Annotated in this window: 20 protein-coding genes; 10 read left to right on the forward strand and 10 right to left on the reverse strand. The window is 46.5% G+C overall.

Translation table 11 applies throughout. The features are described from left to right. Positions 1–234: 234 nt before the first annotated feature. From OXH00_09210 to OXH00_09220, 3 genes are all read left to right on the forward strand, one after another. Complete coding sequence (locus OXH00_09210) at positions 235–987, forward strand: hypothetical protein (GenBank protein ID MCY3741183.1); 753 nt, start codon at positions 235–237, stop codon at positions 985–987. Between the two features lie 136 nt (positions 988–1,123). Then, the gene (locus OXH00_09215; GenBank protein ID MCY3741184.1) at positions 1,124–3,424 is read left to right on the forward strand and encodes an amino acid permease; all 2,301 of its coding nucleotides are present in this window, start codon (positions 1,124–1,126) and stop codon (positions 3,422–3,424) included. A gap of 101 nt (positions 3,425–3,525) precedes the next feature. Further along, positions 3,526–4,734 (forward strand): mechanosensitive ion channel, encoded by a 1,209-nt coding sequence (locus tag OXH00_09220; GenBank protein MCY3741185.1) that lies wholly within the window; start codon positions 3,526–3,528, stop codon positions 4,732–4,734. Between the two features lie 57 nt (positions 4,735–4,791). On the opposite strand, the gene phoU is transcribed toward OXH00_09220, so the two are convergent. The 9 genes from phoU to OXH00_09265 form a co-directional block, all read right to left on the reverse strand. Continuing rightward, complete coding sequence (gene phoU, locus OXH00_09225) at positions 4,792–5,442, reverse strand: phosphate signaling complex protein PhoU (protein MCY3741186.1); 651 nt, start codon at positions 5,440–5,442, stop codon at positions 4,792–4,794. A 30-nt stretch (positions 5,443–5,472) separates the two neighbouring features. Further along, positions 5,473–6,240: a phosphate ABC transporter ATP-binding protein gene (locus OXH00_09230; GenBank protein ID MCY3741187.1), complete on the reverse strand. Its 768-nt coding sequence runs from the start codon at positions 6,238–6,240 to the stop codon at positions 5,473–5,475. A 40-nt stretch (positions 6,241–6,280) separates the two neighbouring features. Further along, positions 6,281–6,949 carry an ABC transporter permease subunit gene (locus OXH00_09235; GenBank protein MCY3741188.1) on the reverse strand — a complete coding sequence of 223 codons (669 nt, stop codon included), beginning with the start codon at positions 6,947–6,949 and terminating at the stop codon, positions 6,281–6,283. A 120-nt stretch (positions 6,950–7,069) separates the two neighbouring features. Then, positions 7,070–7,855: a phosphate ABC transporter ATP-binding protein gene (locus OXH00_09240; protein MCY3741189.1), complete on the reverse strand. Its 786-nt coding sequence runs from the start codon at positions 7,853–7,855 to the stop codon at positions 7,070–7,072. A 146-nt stretch (positions 7,856–8,001) separates the two neighbouring features. Next, entirely contained in the window at positions 8,002–8,757 is a 756-nt protein-coding gene (locus OXH00_09245; GenBank protein MCY3741190.1) for a phosphate ABC transporter ATP-binding protein, read from the reverse strand. Positions 8,758–8,772: 15 nt separating this feature from the next. Next, entirely contained in the window at positions 8,773–9,510 is a 738-nt protein-coding gene (locus OXH00_09250; protein ID MCY3741191.1) for an ion transporter, read from the reverse strand. Positions 9,511–9,613: 103 nt separating this feature from the next. After that, a complete protein-coding gene (gene pstA, locus OXH00_09255) occupies positions 9,614–10,585 on the reverse strand; it encodes a phosphate ABC transporter permease PstA (protein MCY3741192.1) in 972 nt (323 codons plus the stop codon). Positions 10,586–10,615: 30 nt separating this feature from the next. After that, positions 10,616–11,521 (reverse strand): phosphate ABC transporter permease subunit PstC, encoded by a 906-nt coding sequence (gene pstC / locus OXH00_09260; GenBank protein MCY3741193.1) that lies wholly within the window; start codon positions 11,519–11,521, stop codon positions 10,616–10,618. Between the two features lie 5 nt (positions 11,522–11,526). Continuing rightward, complete coding sequence (locus tag OXH00_09265; protein MCY3741194.1) at positions 11,527–12,444, reverse strand: phosphate ABC transporter substrate-binding protein; 918 nt, start codon at positions 12,442–12,444, stop codon at positions 11,527–11,529. A 455-nt stretch (positions 12,445–12,899) separates the two neighbouring features. On the opposite strand from OXH00_09265, the gene OXH00_09270 reads away from it, so the two are divergent. The 3 genes from OXH00_09270 to OXH00_09280 are packed head-to-tail and all read left to right on the forward strand — an operon-like array spanning position 12,900 to position 16,376. Continuing rightward, on the forward strand, positions 12,900–14,471 hold the full coding sequence (locus OXH00_09270; protein ID MCY3741195.1) for a carboxypeptidase M32: 1,572 nt from the start codon (positions 12,900–12,902) through the stop codon (positions 14,469–14,471). A 30-nt stretch (positions 14,472–14,501) separates the two neighbouring features. Then, positions 14,502–15,023 (forward strand): hypothetical protein, encoded by a 522-nt coding sequence (locus tag OXH00_09275; GenBank protein MCY3741196.1) that lies wholly within the window; start codon positions 14,502–14,504, stop codon positions 15,021–15,023. A gap of 9 nt (positions 15,024–15,032) precedes the next feature. After that, complete coding sequence (locus OXH00_09280; protein MCY3741197.1) at positions 15,033–16,376, forward strand: right-handed parallel beta-helix repeat-containing protein; 1,344 nt, start codon at positions 15,033–15,035, stop codon at positions 16,374–16,376. On the opposite strand, the gene OXH00_09285 is transcribed toward OXH00_09280, so the two are convergent. Beyond that, the gene (locus OXH00_09285; GenBank protein MCY3741198.1) at positions 16,324–17,286 is read right to left on the reverse strand and encodes a nucleoside hydrolase; all 963 of its coding nucleotides are present in this window, start codon (positions 17,284–17,286) and stop codon (positions 16,324–16,326) included. The genes OXH00_09280 and OXH00_09285 overlap by 53 nt on opposite strands. A gap of 28 nt (positions 17,287–17,314) precedes the next feature. Here OXH00_09285 and OXH00_09290 point away from each other — a divergent pair, with 28 nt between their 5' ends. From OXH00_09290 to OXH00_09305, 4 genes are all read left to right on the forward strand, one after another. Further along, positions 17,315–18,163 carry a DUF481 domain-containing protein gene (locus tag OXH00_09290; GenBank protein MCY3741199.1) on the forward strand — a complete coding sequence of 283 codons (849 nt, stop codon included), beginning with the start codon at positions 17,315–17,317 and terminating at the stop codon, positions 18,161–18,163. A gap of 117 nt (positions 18,164–18,280) precedes the next feature. Beyond that, entirely contained in the window at positions 18,281–19,249 is a 969-nt protein-coding gene (gene yccX / locus OXH00_09295) for an acylphosphatase (GenBank protein MCY3741200.1), read from the forward strand. Positions 19,250–19,252: 3 nt separating this feature from the next. Further along, a complete protein-coding gene (locus OXH00_09300; GenBank protein ID MCY3741201.1) occupies positions 19,253–19,858 on the forward strand; it encodes a nucleotidyltransferase family protein in 606 nt (201 codons plus the stop codon). Between the two features lie 36 nt (positions 19,859–19,894). Next, a complete protein-coding gene (locus OXH00_09305) occupies positions 19,895–20,566 on the forward strand; it encodes a Uma2 family endonuclease (protein MCY3741202.1) in 672 nt (223 codons plus the stop codon). Positions 20,567–20,604: the final 38 nt, after the last annotated feature.

Below are 20,604 nucleotides of genomic sequence, written 5' to 3' on the forward strand. Positions count from 1 at the left end.
GATTTCTTTGATTTCCTATGCGCTGCTAACGGTTAGCAAGCATATTGCAGCATCTTTGATTTAACTTGACAAGATGACTTTTGCCGTATAATATATACCCGTTGCTTTATTTGGATTATTTCGTTTCTTAGATCATTATATCAACATAACTTATTGGGTGGTGTTGCGTTGAAAATTCCATATACCGAATAAATCTTTGTTCACCGTAAATTTTTGTGCTACATGAAGAAACAGATGGATAAACCAGCGGCAGCGCTGGTCCTGCATGCCGTGAATATATCAATCAAAAAGTTGGGAGTGTTTTCAATTACAATGCTCTTCTCAATTTTGGGGACAATGTCTGCGTATTGCCAATTTGCAGATTTACCGCGCGATGTAAAAACAGTAGACATCGGTGTGAACGGCGACGCTGCCTCACAGACGCTCAGCCTAACTGCTGTCATCCCCCTTCGGCAAATTAATGGTTGGGCGGGTATTTTTAGTTCGCGCGCTTCTGGTGAAGGGACAGTACTATCTGAAATCGTCAAAGCGCATGCCCAAGGCGGTTTTCGTATAGGTACATTCGGCATTGAGGCATTCACAGATTTAGAGCGTGACATTACCAAAGGGAGTGCGCTTACATCGCAGATTGGTAGTTATATCCGTCCAGCGATTTATGAGAAAGACACACTCCGTGTATCAGGTGGTATCGGTTGCTTTCTTGAGAATATTCAACCGCATACAGATCTTGTTCTCAGGAAGTTTGATCCGACGACTTTTCGATGGTTGGCATTTTCGTCTATAGGGTGGCGGAAACTTAATACAGTGTTAAAATTCACGCCACAAATTGGCTTTAAAAACTTTCAGTTTTCAGCAGAACCCGCTATCACGTTTAGCCTCTCCACTCAGTTAGGCTTGCGTTTAAGTGGGTCCGTGAATTATAATAGTGAACCACTAACGGAAAATTGGCATTACAAGTATTTATCTATATTGCGATTTACATTGTAGCTGCATAAGTGTGTCCTTTGATGCGTGATAACCAGCATGGCAAGTCATCTCATAACACATATCATCCGCTTTTAAGGTGTCAGTGCCCTTGTGTAGCTATCTGTGCTAATTTTACTAAATGAAAGGAAAACTGGCGATGTCTTCAAACCCTGGACAACAAACCGGATCTGAACGCGGTATCAATACCTCACCTCCCCAACAAGGGCATGGCTTCGGGACTGCCCCTGTGTTCCTTGCCTCGATTAGTACTATCCTCGGAGCGATTCTTTTCTTGCGGTTCGGTTACGCTGTCGCCAACGTTGGACTCTGGGGCAGCCTAATGGTGATCATGCTTGGACATTTAGTGACGATTCCGACAGTCTTAGCGGTATCCGAAATTGCGACGAACCGTCGTGTAGCGGGTGGCGGTGCGTATTACATTGTCAGCCGTTCCTTCGGTGAAAGTATCGGAGGCACGATCGGCGTTGCCCTGTATATTTCCCAAGCAATCTCAGTTGCTTTTTATATCGTCGCGTTCGCGGAAGCCTTTAAACCTGTTTATGAATTCCTTGCGACCATGTATGAGTGGCAGCTTGACCTGCGTGTAATAAGCCTTCCTTGTACTGTCCTGATGATTATACTCATGTTGACGAAAGGAGCGGGTGTAGGTGTCCGAGTTTTATGGGCGGTATGCATACTTCTCGTTACATCAATTGCCGCGTTCCTGTTGGGCGATACCCCGTTCCTGTTAGCGGAAGGACAACAAGAAGAAGAAGTTCGAACTATAGGGATTAATCTCACAGCAACCATTCAGAACCCAGCCAGTTTCGGCACGGTTTTCGCAATCTGCTTTCCCGCTTTCACGGGCATGATCGCGGGGTTGGGGCTATCGGGAGACTTGCAGAACCCGCGGCGGAGCATACCGCTTGGTACAATCAGTGCGACACTCGCTGGCATGGCTGTATATGTGATTGTCGCTATCAAACTTGCCCAGAGTGCCTCCCCCGAAGCACTTGCCGAGGACCAGTTCATCATGTCAAAGATTGCGCTATGGGGCCCCGCAATCTATATCGGTTTAGGCGCAGCCGCCTTGTCCTCCGCGCTCGGTTCAATCATGGTGGCACCGAGAACGCTGCAGATGCTTGGGCGTGACAATGTCCTACCTATCCCTAAGCTGAACCTTCTTATGGGAAAAGGCAGGGGAGAAACACAAGAGCCGATATACGCCACATGTGTGTCCGGTATAATAGCGATCGTGTTTGTAGCCATCGGTGAGTTGGACTTTATCGCACAGATTTTGACAATGTTCTTCATGGTAACTTATGGCGCACTCTGTGCGGTCTCGTTCTTAGAACATTTTGCAAGCAACCCGTCCTACCGCCCCACATTCCATTCTCGCTGGTACGTGTCGGTTGTAGGGACAGTGATGTGTGGTGTGTTGATGATCCAGATAAGCGCGCTATACGCGTTCATATCAATTATGCTTATGGCGATAGTCTATCTCGGTCTCCGACGCGGTCACCGTGGGCAACGCGACTTAGCAGCCATCTTCCAAGGCGCGATGTTTCAGTTAACTCGGTGGCTACAGACGACCTTGCAAAAAAGCCGGGTCATCTCATCTGAAGGCGGCTGGCGCCCTTCTATTGTCGCAGTGACTCGGTTTGGGGAACGGCGGCTCGGGCATTTCGATCTCCTTCGCTGGATCTGCCATAGACACGGGTTCGGTCATTTTATCCGACTCTTTCACGGCGACTACTCGTTTTCTGGTGAAATCCAAGCACGTCTCAAAGTTGATGGATTAATTAAACGGACTGAGGTCAGTAGAGCAGGTGTTTTTGTTGATTCCCTAATTTCCCCGACATTCCAACTCGCGCTGGCACAAATACTGCAGATGCCCGGCATTTCTGGCTTGCCGAATAACTGTATTTTGCTTGAGTTTGACCGAGAGAATTCTGACGAGATTGACGAGGTGGTGCAAGGGTCTCAACTCGCTGCGAATTCACTCTTCAACGTCCTAATCCTACGGTCAACAGGATACCGTTTCGGCTACAAATCTTCTATCCATATTTGGGTAACTGAGGACAGCTTGACGAATGCGCCGATGATGCTTTTGCTGGCGTATATAATTGTCGGGCACCCAGATTGGAAACGTGCCGAAATCCGGCTCTTCGTCTGCTCCGATTCAAGGGACGCGGAACGCGAGGCAAATAAACTTTCGACCCTAATGCAGGAAGGTAGACTCCCGATCTCAATGCAAAACGTCACTTCTGTGTCATACGACAGCAAGGAGGCTTTAGAGGAAGAAGTCTCACACCGCTCCGAACAGGCTGACTTGACTATAGTGGGTGTAACGGCTGAAAATCTCGTTTCCGAGAACTTGGCACAAACATTGCGATCTTACAAAGGCGCGAATGATGTTTTGTTTGTCCATTCAATTGAGCAGATCTCGATTGATTAGCGAGTTTACATACCAGTTTTGCTAAACAGATAACCCAAAAGGGTTATACAAAGATGCCAACATTTTTCGCTAACGCTTCACAATGAGTTAGATCGTATAACATGGATCAATCACTTGAACAGATTACGAATTTCCTTAAAAATTCTCTAACCATTTTAGGCGAAGAGATAACAGTCCAGCAAATCGTTGCGTTTATCCTAATTTTGATAGCCATATTAATAGGCGCAGGATATTTGCACCGATGGTTCCGCCGCCTTTTCAATCGGCTCCGACTACCGCCAAATCTTGCAAACCGATTGCTGGCACTGTTATTTCTTATCGTTATGATTGTTGGGATTGGCTTGGCGTTTAGGATTGCAGACATAAACACCGGATTTCTCGGCAAAATTTTTAATTACCCAATCACAAAACTGTTTCAACCGCCGCAAAAATCCGTCGAAACCGAGACGGGTGAAGAGAAATCGTCCATTGCCGTTAATGATGAAAACCCCTTAACCTTGAAAAGACTTTTCTTGGCATTCGTGATTGTCTTCGGGGCGTTTATCCTGTCTAAGTATGTGCAATGGATGTTGCGACGGCAAGTCCTACAAGCTCTTCAAATTGCAAGACATACCCAATTTATTTTACTCCGCTTTATTCACTTTACTTTTCTTATTATCGGAGTACTTATTGGTCTCAGTGCTGTCGGTGTCAGTTTCACAAGTTTAGCGATAATTTTCGGTGGGTTAAGTATCGGCATCGGTTTCGGTTTACAAAATATCGCTTCAAACCTGATTTCAGGGTTTATTCTAATATTTGAGCGTCCTATTAAAATCGGGGATTTGGTGGAGATCATGGATGCTAACATATTTGGCAGAGTCAGTAGCATCAATCTCCGTTCAACGGTTATCGTTTCGCTTGATGAAAAGGAATTGATTGTTCCGAACTCGCAATTGGTTAGCGAAGCCGTTCATAACCTCACACACGATAATAACCTATTCCGCCTGCGTGTTTCGGTCGGAGTATCATACGATTCAGACGTAGAATTGGTAAAAACGTCACTTATTGAAGCAGCACATGAGCATTCAGAGGTGATTAAAGAGCCGGATCCCATTCTGGAAAATGTCACGCCGCCGTTCGTACGTTTTGTTAGTTTCGGTGAGTCCTCTTTGGATTTTGAATTGCTCGCCTGGATTCCTGATTCCTTTCAGCGTTTTGATGTCGCCAGTGATCTCCATTTTACGATCTGGGAAAAATTTAAAGAATACAACATTAAAATCGCTTTCCCACAACGGGATGTCCATTTTTACCCGAAGGAAAGCGACTCATAACACAACATCTGGATTGGGGATTAGTGTGCGGGTCGTTGATGTTAGATATATCAACGCTTAGCGCGGATCGGAATGTCGGATGACATCGCCTTTGACGAGGTAATAGACCTCTTCACTGATATTTGCGGCGAGGTCCCCAACGCGCTCTAAATGCCGGAAGAGGAGTAAAAGACTAATACCCGGTTCGATGAGTTTCGGGTGCTCACTTAAAATAGTGAGAAGTTCGTGGAGCATCCTTTCATAGATTTCATCAACCTCACCATCACGTTCTCGAATCTCTAAGGCAAGGTCAGCGTTCCGATTAACAAACGCGTCCATTACATCCTTCACCATCGTCTGAATGACTTGTGCAACGTAAGGTAGATCAATGAACGGTTTGACAGGCGGGTATTCTAAGAGCTCGATGCTCCGTTTGGCAATAGCAACGCTTTTATCGGCAAGCCTTTCAATATTGTGGCTGATTTTCATCACCATCATCAGAAAGCGAAGTTCCGAGGCTACGGGTTGGTGGAGTGCGATGAGTTGGATGCACGACGATTCGATTTCGTTTTCAAACTGGTCGATCGTATCATCCGTTGCGACAACGATCCGGGCTAACGCCTCATCTCGCGTTAATACAGATTCAATCGCTTGCCGTAACATCTGTTCGGCAAGTCCTGCCATTTCCAAGAGTTTGTGCTGAAGGGTTCTGATTTCTGCTTGTAACATATCTTCTTCCGAGACGAATTGAAGTTTCGGTTACCCGAGTCTGCCTGTTACATACTGTTCAGTTCTGTTATCCTGCGGATTTGTGAAAATTTTCTCCGTTGGTCCGAATTCGATTAACTCACCCCCGTAGAGAAACCCAGCAACGTCAGAGACACGGGCGGCTTGTCTTCTTTTGTTCGTGGCAAAGATAAGCGTGCATTCGTTTGTAAGGTCGCGCACGAGTGTTTCAATTTTGACGGTTTCTATGGGATCCAGTTCTCCACACGGTTCATCAAATATCAAAACTTCGGGAGCAACCGCCAAGGCACGTGAAATACAGAGAAGTTGCTGTTGTCCCGTAGAGAGGTGTTCTGGCGTTTCATTCAAGTTGTCTTCAACTTCCCCCCAAAGCCCTGTTTTTCGTAGATTTTCCTCAACAATGGTATCAAGGTGTTCTGACTGGTTTACGCCCGAAATCCGAGCACCATAGGCTACATTTTCATAAATAGAACACTGGAACAGTGTCGGTTTTCGAAATACCATTCCGATCTGTTTCCGAAGTGCGGTGGTATCTGTTGAAGCGTCCAAGAGATTGCCTTTAAAAAATATCTCGCCAGAGGACCTGAAATTCGGCGTAAAGTCATTTAATCGATTGAGACATCGGATAAGCGTGCTTTTACCACAGTTCGCAGGGCCAATAAACGCAGTTACCTGTTTCTGCTGGACATCAAAAGAGAGCGTACTCAGAATCTGCTTGTCGCCGTACCAGATATTTAGATTACGGATACTCAAAATAGATTGCTCTTTTTCACTCAGCATCTTGGTATCGCGAGCGGATTAGGAATTCGCGCCTCCGTAGTTAACTATGTTGCACTGAGTAGGGATTGTACATTTCAAGGGTGCTGGAGAAAATACTCAAGAACAGTGTTATACTTAAAAATAACATAAACCTACTGGACACTTCTCCGAGTTCAGTTGTGTAATGCCATGTGTAGATACCAACCAACAACGCTGCGGTAGCAAAGGCGCGCGACATGGCTCGGCAGCCACCAGCGAGTATTTGGGTGAAGGCGAGCGGTACAACTTGTCTTGTTAGGACTTGCCACTGACTCGCTCCAAGTGCGTAAGCCGCTTCACGGATAGGCGGTACGACCGAGCGGAGCGCACTTTGTGTTGTTTTAATTGTCACCGGCATTACCATAAATATAAAGGTTAACGATCCAGTGTAAAAGAGTGTGGTACCGCGCTGAACAGGTATTGCCTCAGCGTTCTGAGGTAACGGGAAAATCCCGGTCGCTTTGAGAGCACCAGCGTAAGCAAAGAAAAAACCGATTGCCAGGATTCCGTATAAAAGCGAAGGAATACCAGTCAAAATAGTGACTAAACTTTCAACCGAACGCCGAATCCAATTGGTTTTTGGGAGCCACTCTTCTAAGTAGAATGCGCATACCATCCCAAATAAAACTGCCAAAAGGCTAACTGAAAGAAGAATATAGAGATCGTTAAGCAGAATAGACATGGCATTCATAGTGTGAAAGCTTCTCGTAAAGATTCATTCCGCTAATCTAACAAGGTGAACAATATTCCGTAATTTTGCTGAGACTGCAGCGCGCGTAATACCTGCACTCAGACGGTTTATGGATTTTTCTTAACCGTACCGCATCTGTACATAATCGGCGGTTTTTTCGTGTACTGGGTCTTCAAACAGTGCTTGCGTCTCTCTGTGCTCAATAAGTTCACCGAGGAACATAAAAATACATTCTTTACTGACGCGCCGAGCCTGTGCCATGTTATGCGTCACAATTAGAAATGTATATGTCCCCGCGAGGATTTCCATCAATTCTTCAACCGCCCGTGTGCCCTTTGCGTCCAATGCGGAGCAGGGTTCATCCATCAGAATAATTTTGGGTTTAAGTGGCAATAGGCGTGCAATACAGAGTTTTTGTTGCTGTTCCAACTGGAGCGATGTCGCCCGTGTCTTTAATTTGTCTTTTAGATCCTCCCAAAGAAAAACGGAGGTGAGTGCTTCTTCTACAATCTCCTCTGATTCTGTCCGCGTGATGCTACGCATCGGGGAGTGGATACGTAACCCGAACAAAACATTCTCATAAACCGAGATCGGCAATGGGTTTGGTCTTTGGAATACCATACCAACCGCTTTTCTGAGTTCAGGTAGAGAGACATCTGGATCATAGATGTTTTTCCCGAGGACCTCAATCTTTCCTTGTGTGGTAACGTTCCCGTAACGTTCATTGACGCGATTAAAACAGCGCAATAGCGTTGTTTTTCCACATCCAGAAGGTCCGATAAGGGACGTTATCTGCCCGTCTGGTATTTTCACGTTGACATCAATGAGTGCCTGAAAATCACCATACCAAAGACTGAGATTTTCGGTTTCAATGCTATGATTTATGGGCGTAGTTTGCGAATCCATATTGCTATTATAGTGAAATCTAAAAATAAGTAAACATTTATTAGGAGACGCCCTTTGATGAAGTTATGGTGTCTCGTTAATCGTAAAATCTACTGTAGCCGTCAAAGTATTTCTTCGCAGCGTGCCTGCCGGATTTTCTAAATGATTTATCCAAAGGTGCCATTGACGTAGTCATAAGTCGCTTGATTTGTCGGATTATCGGAAAAGATTACATCTGTTGTGTCAATCTCAATAAGATCACCGTTAAGAAAAAAGGCGGTGCGGTTCGCTAACCGTTTTGCCTGTTGCACCAAATTCGTAACGAGCAAAATTGTCATTTCTGTCTGTAAAGTCTTGAGTACTTCTTCAATACGCATCGTTGTGACAGGATCAATAGCGATAGAAAATTCGTCGAGGCACAGAATTTCTGGTTGATGTGAAAGTGCACGAGCGATTGTCAGTCGTTGTTGTTGTCCACCTGACAATTTGGTGCCGAGCGTATCCAAACGGTCTTTCACTTCGTCCCAGAGTGCTGCTTGCTGTAGACAGCGTTCAACGATTTCATCCAATTCAGATTTCGTGCGAAGCCCTGCTGTCCGCGGCGCGAAAGCGACGTTATCGTATATTGAGAGCGGTAAACCAACTGGCAAAGGCAGGACCATACCGATGCGTCGGCGCAATTCATACACGTCGCCAATTGTATCGATATCCACGCCATCCAATTTCACAGAACCTTGCACCGTCGCCTCCGGTGTGAATTCCAAGGTTCTGTTGATGACTTTTAGGAGCGTCGTTTTACCGGACTGCGCCGGACCAATGATACCGAGAATCTCATTTGGACGAACATCAAAGGAAATTCCGTTCAGCGCAGGCTTGTCTCCATAATGCACCTGTAGGTCGGAAATCTCTATTTTATTTTCCACGTTCTCCTCGTTTGCCTAATCTTCCCGTTCTTCATTTTCTACCTCACGCTCTTCTGATTTTTCGCGTTCCACTCGCGCTTCTGTTAATGCCGAAGCCAACAAGCCAGACGGAATTGCTATTAAGCCTACCCCGACAAGCGCAACGAGAGCGGTGAAAATCCTCCCACCAGAGGTTGTCGGATAGACATCTCCATAACCAATTGTGGTTAATGTCACGACAGACCACCACATTGAATCAAGGATGGAGCCGAATTTTTCAGGTTGCACCTCTCTTTCAAAGTAGTGGATGCCGCATGCAGCGAGGTATACAAACATCAACGATAAGATTACCAGTGCTAAAAGCTCCTGTTGAATTTCACGTAGTGCCGCTCCGAGCCGATCTACGGCTAAAATAAACCGCGTCGCCTTAAATATTCTGAAAATTCGCAAGAACCGAAGTATCCGTAATACGCGAAACCCCGGCACGAGGAACAGAGATGGTAAAATGGCGACCAGGTCAATTAGACCATAGAAACTAAAAACGAAATCCCGTTTTTTTCGTTCAATATAGACGCGCAGGGCATATTCTATCGAAAACAGTACCAGAAAAACCACGTCTAAAACAATAAAATGGGTTGCATAAGGATCCACCTCCAATTGCTGCCTATCGGATTCAATCACAAAGACAACAGCAGAAGCGAGAATCAGGAATTGGATGATTCCGGTAAATACACTTCCTTCAACAATTGTTCGTAATCTTTCTTTTTTCTCCATGAACCTTCCTTCCTATAAGCGTCGTAATCAGTGAACCGCCTTACCCTTAGCGGTAGGCAAGTCCAACTCTATTATAGGGAGTTGTGATCATAGACCTTCGTACCTACCACTTCTTCCGAGTTCGGAGATAAATCCTTAGCACAATCGCTGCGGCGTTGATGAGTAACACACTACTGACAAGTACCACCGCAGTTCCATAAGGGATGCCTTCCGTAACATCAGGAACCTGTGTTGAAATCGTGAAGAGATGGAGTGATAGTGCCATACACTGTTCTGTTATATTATAGGCGAAAAGGTTTCCTTCGGCAATAGCTTTATAAAAGACAGCCCCGGTAAACATAATTGGGGCTGTTTCACCTGCTGCGCGCGACACCTGCAGAATCACACCTGTCAAAATACCACTGATTGAGTTTGGAATGACAATACGACGGATGGTTTGCCATCGCGTCGCCCCGAGGTTCCAACACGCTTCCCGGAACGACATCGGCACGGCTTTTAAAGCCTCCGTGGTACTCGCAATGATAACAGGGAGCGTCATAATTGCCAATGTGAGCGACGCTGCTAAGATCGATTCACCCAACCCCGCAAAGAGCACAAATGCCCCGACACCGAACAAGGCATGGACGATGCTCGGCACACCGGCAAGGTTGACGACAGCCAAGTTCGTGATACGCGTAAACCAACTCTCACGGGCATACTCGTTGAGATAGACCGCCGCGAACACACCAATGGGGGCGGATACCAATAGAGAGACGACGACCAAGTAAATTGTGCCAAGAAAAGGTGCCCAGATCCCGCCTGCACGCATGTTATCCTTCGGATTCGCAAAAAGGAATTCAAGCGAAAGTACAGGGAGTGCCTTGTAGAGGAGATAACCCACAATGAGAAGCAGCGGAATAATCATCAGACTCGTCATCACGAGGAAGAAAATCCGCATTACGTTTTCTATCCGTCGTTTTTGTCTGCCAATTTCTGTTTCTGTGAACATTGTTTCTGGCGATACCTGCATATCGGTGTTCATATTTCCGTATGATCCTTGAGGCTTTATAACAGCGAGTTTTGGCGTGCGAGCCATGCCCAAAAATTGCTGGCTAAAATAATAGTATTACTCTTGGCGGATACCTTTGATGACTAAATCAGCGATGAGGTTCACTACAAACGTGATGGTAAAGAGCAGAATGCCGATGATGAAAAGGACCTGATAATGTTCGTCGCCTCTTGCGACTTCGCCAAGTTCCGCGGCGATTGTTGCTGTGAGTGTACGAATCCATGAGAGGGGTCCAGATGGAATGTTAACGGAGTGTCCTGTCGCCATGAGAACTGCCATGGTTTCACCGATAGAGCGAGCAGCACCGAGCAGCACGGCTGCCAATAACCCATTCTTTGCTGCGGGTAGTAGTACGCGGTAGACCACTTGCCATCGAGTTGCTCCGAGTGCTTCTGCCGCTTCACGATAGGAGTCGGGGACAGCCTTGAGTGCATCTTCTGCTATAGAAACGATGATAGGAACACTCATCAACGCCAACATGATACTGCCGTTCAACATCGTTAAGCCGATCGGGGCTTTGAACACAGTGATAATTAACTGATTCATCAGCGTCAATCCGATAAATCCCCATACAACAGAAGGGATCGCGGCGAGCAATTCGATGATAACCTTAAAGGCCTCTCTTAGTTTTGGGCTGCAGAACTCCGACACAAAGATCGCTGCGCCGAGTCCAAAAGGCACAGCAATACACATCGCTAAAGCGGTTACACTGAACGTCCCCAAAATCAAGGCGAGGGTGCCATACCTCTTGTTACTCAGCGAGGTCGGGTACCATTCAGGGCTTGTCAGGAATTGTCCTAAGTTTAATCCATCAAAAAGAAAACCTGCGCCCTCTCGAAACACGAAGAAGAATATACCAAAGACAAAAATAATAGAACTAATCCCACATAAGCGGATGAATAGTTCTATTACGGTTTCGGAAAACGGCAAATTTGCTGTGCTTTTTTTTCGCAGGATATTCATATTTTTCAGTTGCTCGTTAACGGGACAAAGCCGAGTTTTTCCACGATTTTTTGACCTTCCGCTGACAAAATCCAATCAAGATATTTCTTTACCTCACCCGTGGGTTCACCGAGGGAATACATATATAGTGGACGCGCGATGGGGTAGGTTTTGGCGAGGACATTCTCAAGATTTGGCGCGTAGTAGCGTCCGCCGGGTGTCGTTGCAATTTCTAACATTTTTACATGTGAAGTTGCGTATCCCATACCACTATAGCCGATAGCACAAGGCGTTCGCCCAATGACTTCTACCACGTCTTTAGAACCGTGTAAATCCAAAGAGCCGAGTTCAAAATCACGGGTCTTTCCGAGCAATGCTTCCCGAAAATAGAAGTAGGTACCAGAATTAGATTGCCGACTAATACGAATAATTTTGTCGCTCGGACAATTTTCATGTGTAATGCCGAGGTCGCTCCATTGGGTTATTTTACCATCTTCACCATATATTTCCGCGAGTTGGGGAATCGTAATTTTATCAAGAGGCGTATCGTGGTGGACATAGACCGCGAGCGCATCGTATCCGACAATAAATTCTTGTGGCACTTTACTGGTATTTTGCGTCGCTTGTTCTAACTCTTTGGGTTTGATTTGACGACTGCAGTTTGCAATATCTACGGTGCCATTAATAAGCGCGGCAACACCTGTACCAGAGCCACCACCTGACACCTCCACTGACGCTGTCCTGGTGATACCCGTGTATATCTCTGCCCACGCTTGTGCCAAGTTCACCATCGTATCTGAGCCTTTGTTCTTGATGGTGTCTTGCGTTGCGTCTTTACTCACAGTGCTTCCGCCATTAGGAGAACATCCACTGATAGCAAAACCACATGCTAAAATCCCCAAAATACATATAAGCGTGTAACTTACCCGACCCTCTTTTTGCATCAATCTGCCTTTCCTACTGGATTCTGTTGTAAATTATAACACCTAATTGTTACGAAAATAAGACAAAATTCGGAATTTTTGTAATTTGTTATCAAGCGAGTGTCGTGCTAAGAGTATCTTTTTGTATAATACCATTTATAGTCGAATACCTTTCAATGTGCATGTGGCATAAACTTGCCTCACAGTGAGAGTTTGTGCCACCGGGACCCTTTCAGAAAAGTTACACATGCGATATTTACTTTCAGAAATGGTATAATATATTAGAAACAGTATTAGCACAGTTCCAAAATTGGTTTGATTTTTAAGCCAGATTGTAGTAAATTAGAAAGTAACAGCCACCGCTATACACGTATGCAGCAACGACAACACGAATTGTTAATCCTTCTTTCAATGGCAACATAAAATACGAGCCTACCACGCCAGTCAACACTAAGTTACAAAAGAGGAATCATATTGTGGAAACCAAGTTTCAAGAACTCAAAAACCGTCTCCTTGAGGTGAATGATATATCGTCCGCTGCCGGACTCCTTTATTGGGATCAATCCACCTATATGCCCGCCGGTGGTGCAACCGCACGGGCACGCCAAACTGCGACCCTCGGACGATTGGCGCACGAGAAATTTACAGATCCGGCTATCGGAAAATTGCTTGACGCGCTTGAACCTTACGAAAAAAGTCTCGCATACGACTCTGACGCAGCAAGTCTCCTCCGTGTCGCTCGACGAAAGTATGAACGCGCTATTAAAATACCGGCAGAATTCACGGCGGAGGTGGCGAATCACACTTCTGAATCTTACCAAGTATGGACAGAGGCGCGCCCGGCAAACGACTTTGAGCGGGTGCGACCGTATTTGGAAAAAACATTGGAATATAGCAGGCAGGCTGCTAACTTCTTCCCGGGTTATGATCACATCGCGGATCCACTTATTGAGTCAAGCGATTACGGGATGAAAGCGGCGGATGTGAGTCGCGTCTTTGCCGAATTGCGCCAAGAACTTGTGCCGATTGTTTCCGCTATCACATCACAGGATGCTGCTGACGATTCGTGTTTGCACCAACATTTTCCTGAAGAGCAACAACTCGCGTTCGGTTTGGAAATCGCTCAGCAGTTCGGCTACGACCTGAATCGGGGACGACAGGATAAGACACACCACCCGTTTATGACGAAGTTCTCACTCGGCGACGTGAGGATTACAACCCGGACGAAAGAGAATTTCCTCGGTGATGCGTTGTTCAGCACGTTGCACGAGACCGGACACGCCCTTTATGAACAAGGTATCCGTATGGATTATGAAGGGACACCCCTCGCTCGCGGAACTTCCTCTGGGGTCCACGAAAGTCAGTCGCGGCTTTGGGAAAATTTAGTCGGACGCAGCCGAGGGTTTTGGTATCACTACTATCCGAAACTCCAAAGCGTCTTTCCTGAGCAGCTCGGTTCTGTGCCCAAGGATACATTCAACCGTGCAATCAATAAGGTGGAACGCTCTCTCATCCGTACAAACGCAGATGAGGTAACATACAATCTGCACGTCATGTTGCGTTTCGATCTGGAGTTGGCTATGCTGGAAGGGAATCTGGAGATTCGTGATCTACCGAACGTATGGCGTGAACGGTTTGCAGCGGATTTCGGCATCGTACCACCGGATGACAAAGACGGCGTTTTACAAGATGTTCACTGGTATTTTGGATTGATTGGCGGTTCATTTCAAGGCTATACACTCGGCAACATCTTAGGCGCGCAATTTTACGCGTCTGCTTTCAAGGCGCATCCTGAAATTCCTACTGAAATTAAGAGGCAAGGCAAGTTTAGTACACTGCACAATTGGTTGCAAAAGAATCTTTATCAACATGGATCGAAGTATACCGCCCCAGAAATCGTTGAACGCGCAACTGGAAGTCCACTTTCTATTAAACCCTATATGGCGTATCTGCGCTCAAAATATGGCGAGTTATACGATTTGGACGATTGTGGTCCAGAGCAATGGGTGGAGATGATGGAAACGTGGCCCGGCGGGAGTGCTTCGTAAACAGACTGTTTTCTAAATGGAGAATTGATCATGGGAAACGGACGGTTGCTCCTCATTTTACTCCTCTGTAGTCTTCTGCAAGCATGTGGAGGGCTGAAGCTGATTGATGTTTCCAAAAGTTCTGCTGCATTGCAACTCACAACAGCACAGCAGGAGACAATCCACCCGAAACTGAAACTTATCCGTGATATTGTCGAGGATTACGATTTTGAGAAGAAACAGTTAGAAGCAGATTATCAGGTGTTTCGTGCCGGTATAACACAACGACAATACGGTCGATATGAAGACAGATTCACGGACACACGGACGCGGCGGGATCTATATGAATTTCGGGAGGAGGCACGAAAATTTCTGAGGCAGCGTGACATCTACCTCAAAGAAATTAAAGAGATCATTGAGGAGGTTGCAGCAGGACTTACACCCGATCAACGTGTTAAATTGGCGGATATGAAACTCCCCAAATTGGAAGTCCCGCTGATGCTTCAGCGCGATCCTTATAGCGAACTCCGTTATATCCCGAACCATCCACTTGGCGGCGCGAATATCTTTTAAGCAGTTCCAATGGATTATTATGTCAGTTTACTCGGGGACGATTCAAACACCGGTTCATCCGAAACACGCCCGTGGCGAAGTATTGACCGAGTGAACGGTGCGCAGTTGTTACCCGGTGATTCAGTTTGGTTTCGAGCCGACCAGACTTTCGTCGGGACCCTCTATCTTACGAGTGTTCGGCAAAATAGCAGGCACACACCATCTGCCGTGACAATAGGTTCTTACGGGTCGGGCAGTGCGACAATTGACGCAGGCTTCGGTGCCGGTTTCATAGCGAAAAACAGAGGCGGTGTGCACCTCGTCAATCTCAATTTTGTCGGCACTGGGGCATCGAAGAATACTACTTCTGGCATCCTGTTCATCAATACGCTACCCGGAAGCACGAAACTTGAAGATATTCGGATACATCGGGTAGATGTCAGTGGTTTTAAGTATTCCGGGATTAGCCTTGTCGCACAACCGACCGATATGAGCTGGAGCGGGTTCCGTGATGTCAAAATTACAAACACCACGAGCCACGACAACGGCGACGCGGGTATTAGCTGCATCGGTGCCTGGAATCCAGATCAAAAGGGTTACGCGCACACTGATTTTTATATCGGCAGCTGTAGTGCCTATAGGAATGCGGGTATCCCGAGCAAGGGGAGCCATTCGGGAAGCGGTATCATTCTCGCACAAGTGGACGGCGCAATTATTGAGCACTGTCGCGCCTACGAAAACGGAAATTTAAACGATTACGAAGGCGGTGGTCCCGTCGGTATATGGGCTTGGGATGCCAACCGTGTTGTGATTCAATTCAACGAATCTCATCACAACCGAACGGGCAGCAGTAAAGATGGTGCGGGATTTGATCTCGATGGGGGTGTGACGAATTCAGTCGTTCAGTATAACTATTCCCACAACAACGATGGTGCCGGGTATCTACTGGCACAGTTTGAGGGTGCGCGTCCGTTTTACGGTAACGTCCTCCGCTATAACCTAAGTGTGAACGACGGCAGACGGAATCGTTATGGCGGCATCCACCTCTGGTCTACAGGTGCGAACGGTGGCATCACGGACACAGCGTTTTATGCGAATAGTATCTACACGACACAATCTGCTGATGGTAACCCCGCTGCGGTTGACTGTATAAGCGAAGGGATTCGTAACATCCGTTTTTACAACAACTGTTTTCAAACGGATGGAAAGGCAGTGTTAGTCCGCGGTGAGACAAATCGAGGCGCAATTTTTGAAGGCAACACCTTTGACGCAGATTGTAGGTTTCCGAAATTTTCCATTGACGATATGAGACCCTCCCATTTCACTGAAGCCGACCAAAAAATGTATCCAAAAACGCTTCAGCAGCGACCTTAACACAGACTTGCGCGTTCGGATTGGAAGGTTGGCGTTCTCGTCGTAGATCGGCAATTGTCATGCCGTTTGTCAAAGTGCCAGCGGTTTCGACCTGTACATAGGCATCAACGCTCTCAAAGTAGTCTGGATGTGTGAGCATGCCAATTGGGAGCGCATCGTGGATATGGAAGCCCCAAAATCCGACGTGTTGACGATAAAATTCCATACAGGCGTGTGTGGAATCCTTGAGGAAACGCAAAATCGGACTGTCTCGTTTATCGACTTCGGCGTGCAACCGTTCACCTGTCAAAATAACTTGATGCGTTGCGTCAAGTGGCGCGATATGGACAGGCACACCGAAATGGAAAACTTCATCGGCTGCATGTGGATCAACAAAGATGTTGAATTCCGACGTTAATGTGACGTTGCCGTATGCTTCAAACACGCCACCCATGACAATAATCTTCTGAAGTCGTTGCATTTTGGCGGCATCTTTACGGATTGCTTTTGCGATGTTTGTCAATGGACCCAGCGTCACAATAACCAGTTCATCTGGATAGCGGGCTGCCATCTCAAGAATGAGATCAACACCTGCCATTGATGAAACCTCAGTGTTGGCGGGAGGATACAGCAGGCTGCCATTAGCACTGCGTAATTGGTTGGTATTGCCCAAGCCGTCTTCACCGTGGACGTGTGCTGCTGTCACGAGGGATTTGGCAAGCGGTTCCGCCTCGCCTTGGGCAATAATGGGAAACTCATCGAGGTCAAGCACGCCAAGAATTGTGAGTAGGTTTTCTGTCGCTTGCGCGACAGGGACATTCCCGCAGACAGTCGTTATCGCCTCTACGCGTAATTCAGGTGAGTGCATCGCGAGAAAGATAGCAAAAGCGTCATCTACCCCCGGATCTGTGTCTATAAGGATTCGTTGCATTTTCTGCCTTTCTATAGGATGGGTTCTTGTGTTTCATATTTCCTTTAGCGATTTTAGCACTACAAAACGATTTTGTCCAACCCATTTTCCAAGCCAGGGCAAACATAAACAGGTCATCGGCACTTGTCTCCTTTTACTCACTATTTTTTCTGCCCCGCTCGCGGCACAGGTGAATATCTTCACCGGTGAAACAATACGACAGATGCGATTGGATCCGGGTTGGTATAACAGTATCAACTTGGATTTGACTTATCGTACTGGCAATACAGATCTACTTACTGCACGCACCCGATTTCGTTCGGATTATCTGTCAAAGACGTATCACGGCTTTATTTTTGGGAGCCTCCAGCAGGGAAGAAAAGGTAGGGCATTTTTCATCAATAAGGGCATGGCACATGCGCGTATTATCCGAAACTTGAGGCAACACATCCTTTTTGAATCCTTTATTCAGAAACAATTCAACGAATCTATCCGATTAAGTGATCGAAATTTAGCAGGTGGTGGCGTTCGATTCGCCTTGCATCCACTAAGTCCCAAATTTAATCTCTATCTCGGTATCGGTGCGATGTGGGAACACGAACGCATCAATGACACAAATATTGGCGAAATTACAACCCACCTTATTCGGTCAACCAACTATATCAATTGGACTGGACAGTTGGATGAACGGATTACAACAAGCGCGACGGGGTACTACCAGGTCCATACGCGGCGTTTCCGAGATTATCGCGTTCTTTTTGAGGGAAGCCTAACATTCCGCCTGACAGCGAAATTAGCGTTCCCGCTTTGGATAAATTTCCGATACGATAATGAACCACCAACCGGTATTCGTAAACATGATGTGGAAATTTTTAACGGATTGCGGTATACTTTTTAAGAGCCATCAGCCATCAGCAGTCGGCAGTCAGTTATAACAGTTTTTGGAGAATAAAGCCTCAGCAGCAGGCACAACAATTTGCCAGCAGCTGATAGCTGCTAAAAAAGGAGTCATCTCATGAGCAAAGTAAAAACCTACACTTGGCAGGTGAAAATAGTCGTCTACATCGGCGTATATCTTATCGCGTTATTGAGTACTGCATGGGCAGATGGGCATCTTCAGGTCAAGGAAGAAGAAAAAAAGCTCGTTCTAAAGGGTAAGATTTCTGAAGCCCTCGGTGAATACGATTCACATTTGAAAGGAGCCGTTGAATACCTTGTTTGTGGACGCAACGGCAAGGAATATGAGAGCATTATTGTCGTTGATGCGACAGCGAAAGAAATTTACGATGCGCTCGAAAAACTCGGTGTTGCGGTAGGTACGCCTCCCGGCTATGATGAAGAAAAAGATGAACCGACACCAGCAAAAGGGACCGAGTTTCTTATCTATGCTGAATGGAAGATCGGTGACAAAGCGAAGAAAGTCCGTGCCGAAGATTTAATTTTCAATGTGAAAACCGAAAAGCCGATGCAACAGGTCGCTTGGATCTATTCCGGTTCGCGCGTAGTCGCAGACTTGGATAGTGATGACGAGGATGCGATGATACCGCAAGCATTTATGAGTAATGACCTTGTCGCCTTAAAGCGGTTTGATGCAAGCGCGCTCTTCCAAAATCCGCTTCTCGAATCGGAAGAGGAGAATATCTATAAAAAGAACGATGCCTTGCTGCCAAAACTTGGGACACCTGTCACACTCACAATTGAGGTTAACCGGAAAATGCAACTGTTTGTGCTAATCAGTGGGAAGGTTCAAGGCGTGGGATTCCGCAATTTCACACAGATGAATGCTAAGCAACTCGGTATCAACGGCTATGCTAAGAATTTACCCAACGGTCAGGTTGAAGTCATCGCAGAGGGTAATAAGTCGCAGTTGGATGCGTTAGTCGCTTTGCTAAAGAAGGGACCGCGCTTTGCGAGAGTGGATTTGCTTCATGTTGACGAGCGTCCCTTCACAGGCGAATATAAGACTTTCGGCATTCGGTATTAAACCATGAGGCGTACGTCGTTCCCGTTCATATCTGGAATTCTCCTTGCAGCAGGACTCTCCACTCGGATGGGGGAACCGAAGCAGCTGCTCCCTTTTGCGGAAAGCACTATCGTTGAAACCGTAGTGGACAATATGCTCGGTGCCAAGTTTGATGAAGTGATCGTTGTCGTGGGACATCGCGCATCAGAGGTTCAAGAACAATTAGGGACACGTCCGATCAATACCGTTTTTAACCCTGATTATCGCGAGGGTATGTTAACCTCTGCACAAATAGGCGTCCGGGCACTTGAATCAAGCGATGCATTCGCGCTCATGCTCGTAGACCAACCCTTTATCACATCTGCCCTGATTGATCAAGTTGTTGATGCATATCGGCAAACAGAGAAGGGAATCGCCTTACCGAGTTATAATTATAAGCGTGGTCATCCGGTCATCTTTAACCAGAAATATGCCCGCGATATTCTGGCACTCACTTCGGAAAGCGGCGGTGTGCGAACGCTTTTTAAAAAGTATGGTGATGATATTCATTATGTTACCGTAGATACAGATAACGTGCTGCGGGATATTGATTACCGCGAAGATTATGAGCGTGCCCTGAAGGAAAATTGAAAGGTTGCCACGTAAACACACGACGGAGAAAGAAACATGAAAGAATCTCGCAAAGACGCACCAGAAATTCCCGAATCAATACCTACCACCGCGACATTGGAAGAATTTCTTGAGAACGATGTCCCAGGCTATGAATACATTGATGGCAAATTAGTCCTGAAGTCACCGCCAGAAAGGCACCTACCGATTCCCACGACGATGACAGCGGAAGAATTTCTTGAGAACGATGTCCCAGGCTATGAATACGCGAAAGGAGAACTAATACCGATGTCACCAGCAACGAGAAGACACGGTAAGATCAGCGCAAAGGTCATATGGCATCTGTCCTCACATGTCTACGAAAATAGGCTGGGGGAATTGTATACAGCAGAAACAATATTTCAGGTTGGCGAACGCATGATGAAACCGGATGTGGCTTTCGTTTCAACTGACCGCCTGGATGTTGACGAAGATAAAACGTTCCCGATCCCGCCCGATCTGGCGATTGAAGTGATCTCTCCGACAGATGTCCACTACCGTATTGTCCGAAAAGTGTTCGACTATCTGGATGCGGGGACCCGCCTCGTCTGGGTACTTGATCCTGTTGCTAAAACGGTGACGGTGTATCGTTCTGAAAGCGACATTGAGATACTTACGCACGAAGCCACGTTAACGGGCGAGAATGTCGTACCAGGGTTTACCTGTCCCGTGGCACAACTGTTTGAATAACGTAAGTTCGGTATAATACATCCAAAATTTGTCAATAT

Source organism: Candidatus Poribacteria bacterium (genome assembly GCA_026706025.1).
In the GTDB taxonomy this organism is placed as follows: Bacteria; Poribacteria; WGA-4E; order WGA-4E; family WGA-3G; genus WGA-3G.

What these genes read in the sequence shown, in the direction of transcription:
- phoU (MCY3741186.1), bottom strand. Translation starts at nt 5,442, where the DNA reads ATGTTACAAGCAGAAATCAGAACCCTTCAGCACAAACTCTTGGAAATG.
- OXH00_09280 (MCY3741197.1), top strand. Translation starts at nt 15,033, where the DNA reads ATGGATTATTATGTCAGTTTACTCGGGGACGATTCAAACACCGGTTCA.
- OXH00_09230 (MCY3741187.1), bottom strand. Translation starts at nt 6,240, where the DNA reads ATGCTGAGTGAAAAAGAGCAATCTATTTTGAGTATCCGTAATCTAAAT.
- yccX (MCY3741200.1), top strand. Translation starts at nt 18,281, where the DNA reads ATGAGCAAAGTAAAAACCTACACTTGGCAGGTGAAAATAGTCGTCTAC.
- OXH00_09265 (MCY3741194.1), bottom strand. Translation starts at nt 12,444, where the DNA reads ATGCAAAAAGAGGGTCGGGTAAGTTACACGCTTATATGTATTTTGGGG.
- OXH00_09275 (MCY3741196.1), top strand. Translation starts at nt 14,502, where the DNA reads ATGGGAAACGGACGGTTGCTCCTCATTTTACTCCTCTGTAGTCTTCTG.
- OXH00_09240 (MCY3741189.1), bottom strand. Translation starts at nt 7,855, where the DNA reads ATGGATTCGCAAACTACGCCCATAAATCATAGCATTGAAACCGAAAAT.
- pstA (MCY3741192.1), bottom strand. Translation starts at nt 10,585, where the DNA reads ATGGCTCGCACGCCAAAACTCGCTGTTATAAAGCCTCAAGGATCATAC.
- OXH00_09210 (MCY3741183.1), top strand. Translation starts at nt 235, where the DNA reads ATGGATAAACCAGCGGCAGCGCTGGTCCTGCATGCCGTGAATATATCA.
- OXH00_09250 (MCY3741191.1), bottom strand. Translation starts at nt 9,510, where the DNA reads ATGGAGAAAAAAGAAAGATTACGAACAATTGTTGAAGGAAGTGTATTT.
- OXH00_09305 (MCY3741202.1), top strand. Translation starts at nt 19,895, where the DNA reads ATGAAAGAATCTCGCAAAGACGCACCAGAAATTCCCGAATCAATACCT.
- OXH00_09220 (MCY3741185.1), top strand. Translation starts at nt 3,526, where the DNA reads ATGGATCAATCACTTGAACAGATTACGAATTTCCTTAAAAATTCTCTA.
- OXH00_09300 (MCY3741201.1), top strand. Translation starts at nt 19,253, where the DNA reads ATGAGGCGTACGTCGTTCCCGTTCATATCTGGAATTCTCCTTGCAGCA.
- OXH00_09235 (MCY3741188.1), bottom strand. Translation starts at nt 6,949, where the DNA reads ATGAATGCCATGTCTATTCTGCTTAACGATCTCTATATTCTTCTTTCA.
- OXH00_09215 (MCY3741184.1), top strand. Translation starts at nt 1,124, where the DNA reads ATGTCTTCAAACCCTGGACAACAAACCGGATCTGAACGCGGTATCAAT.
- pstC (MCY3741193.1), bottom strand. Translation starts at nt 11,521, where the DNA reads ATGAATATCCTGCGAAAAAAAAGCACAGCAAATTTGCCGTTTTCCGAA.
- OXH00_09285 (MCY3741198.1), bottom strand. Translation starts at nt 17,286, where the DNA reads ATGCAACGAATCCTTATAGACACAGATCCGGGGGTAGATGACGCTTTT.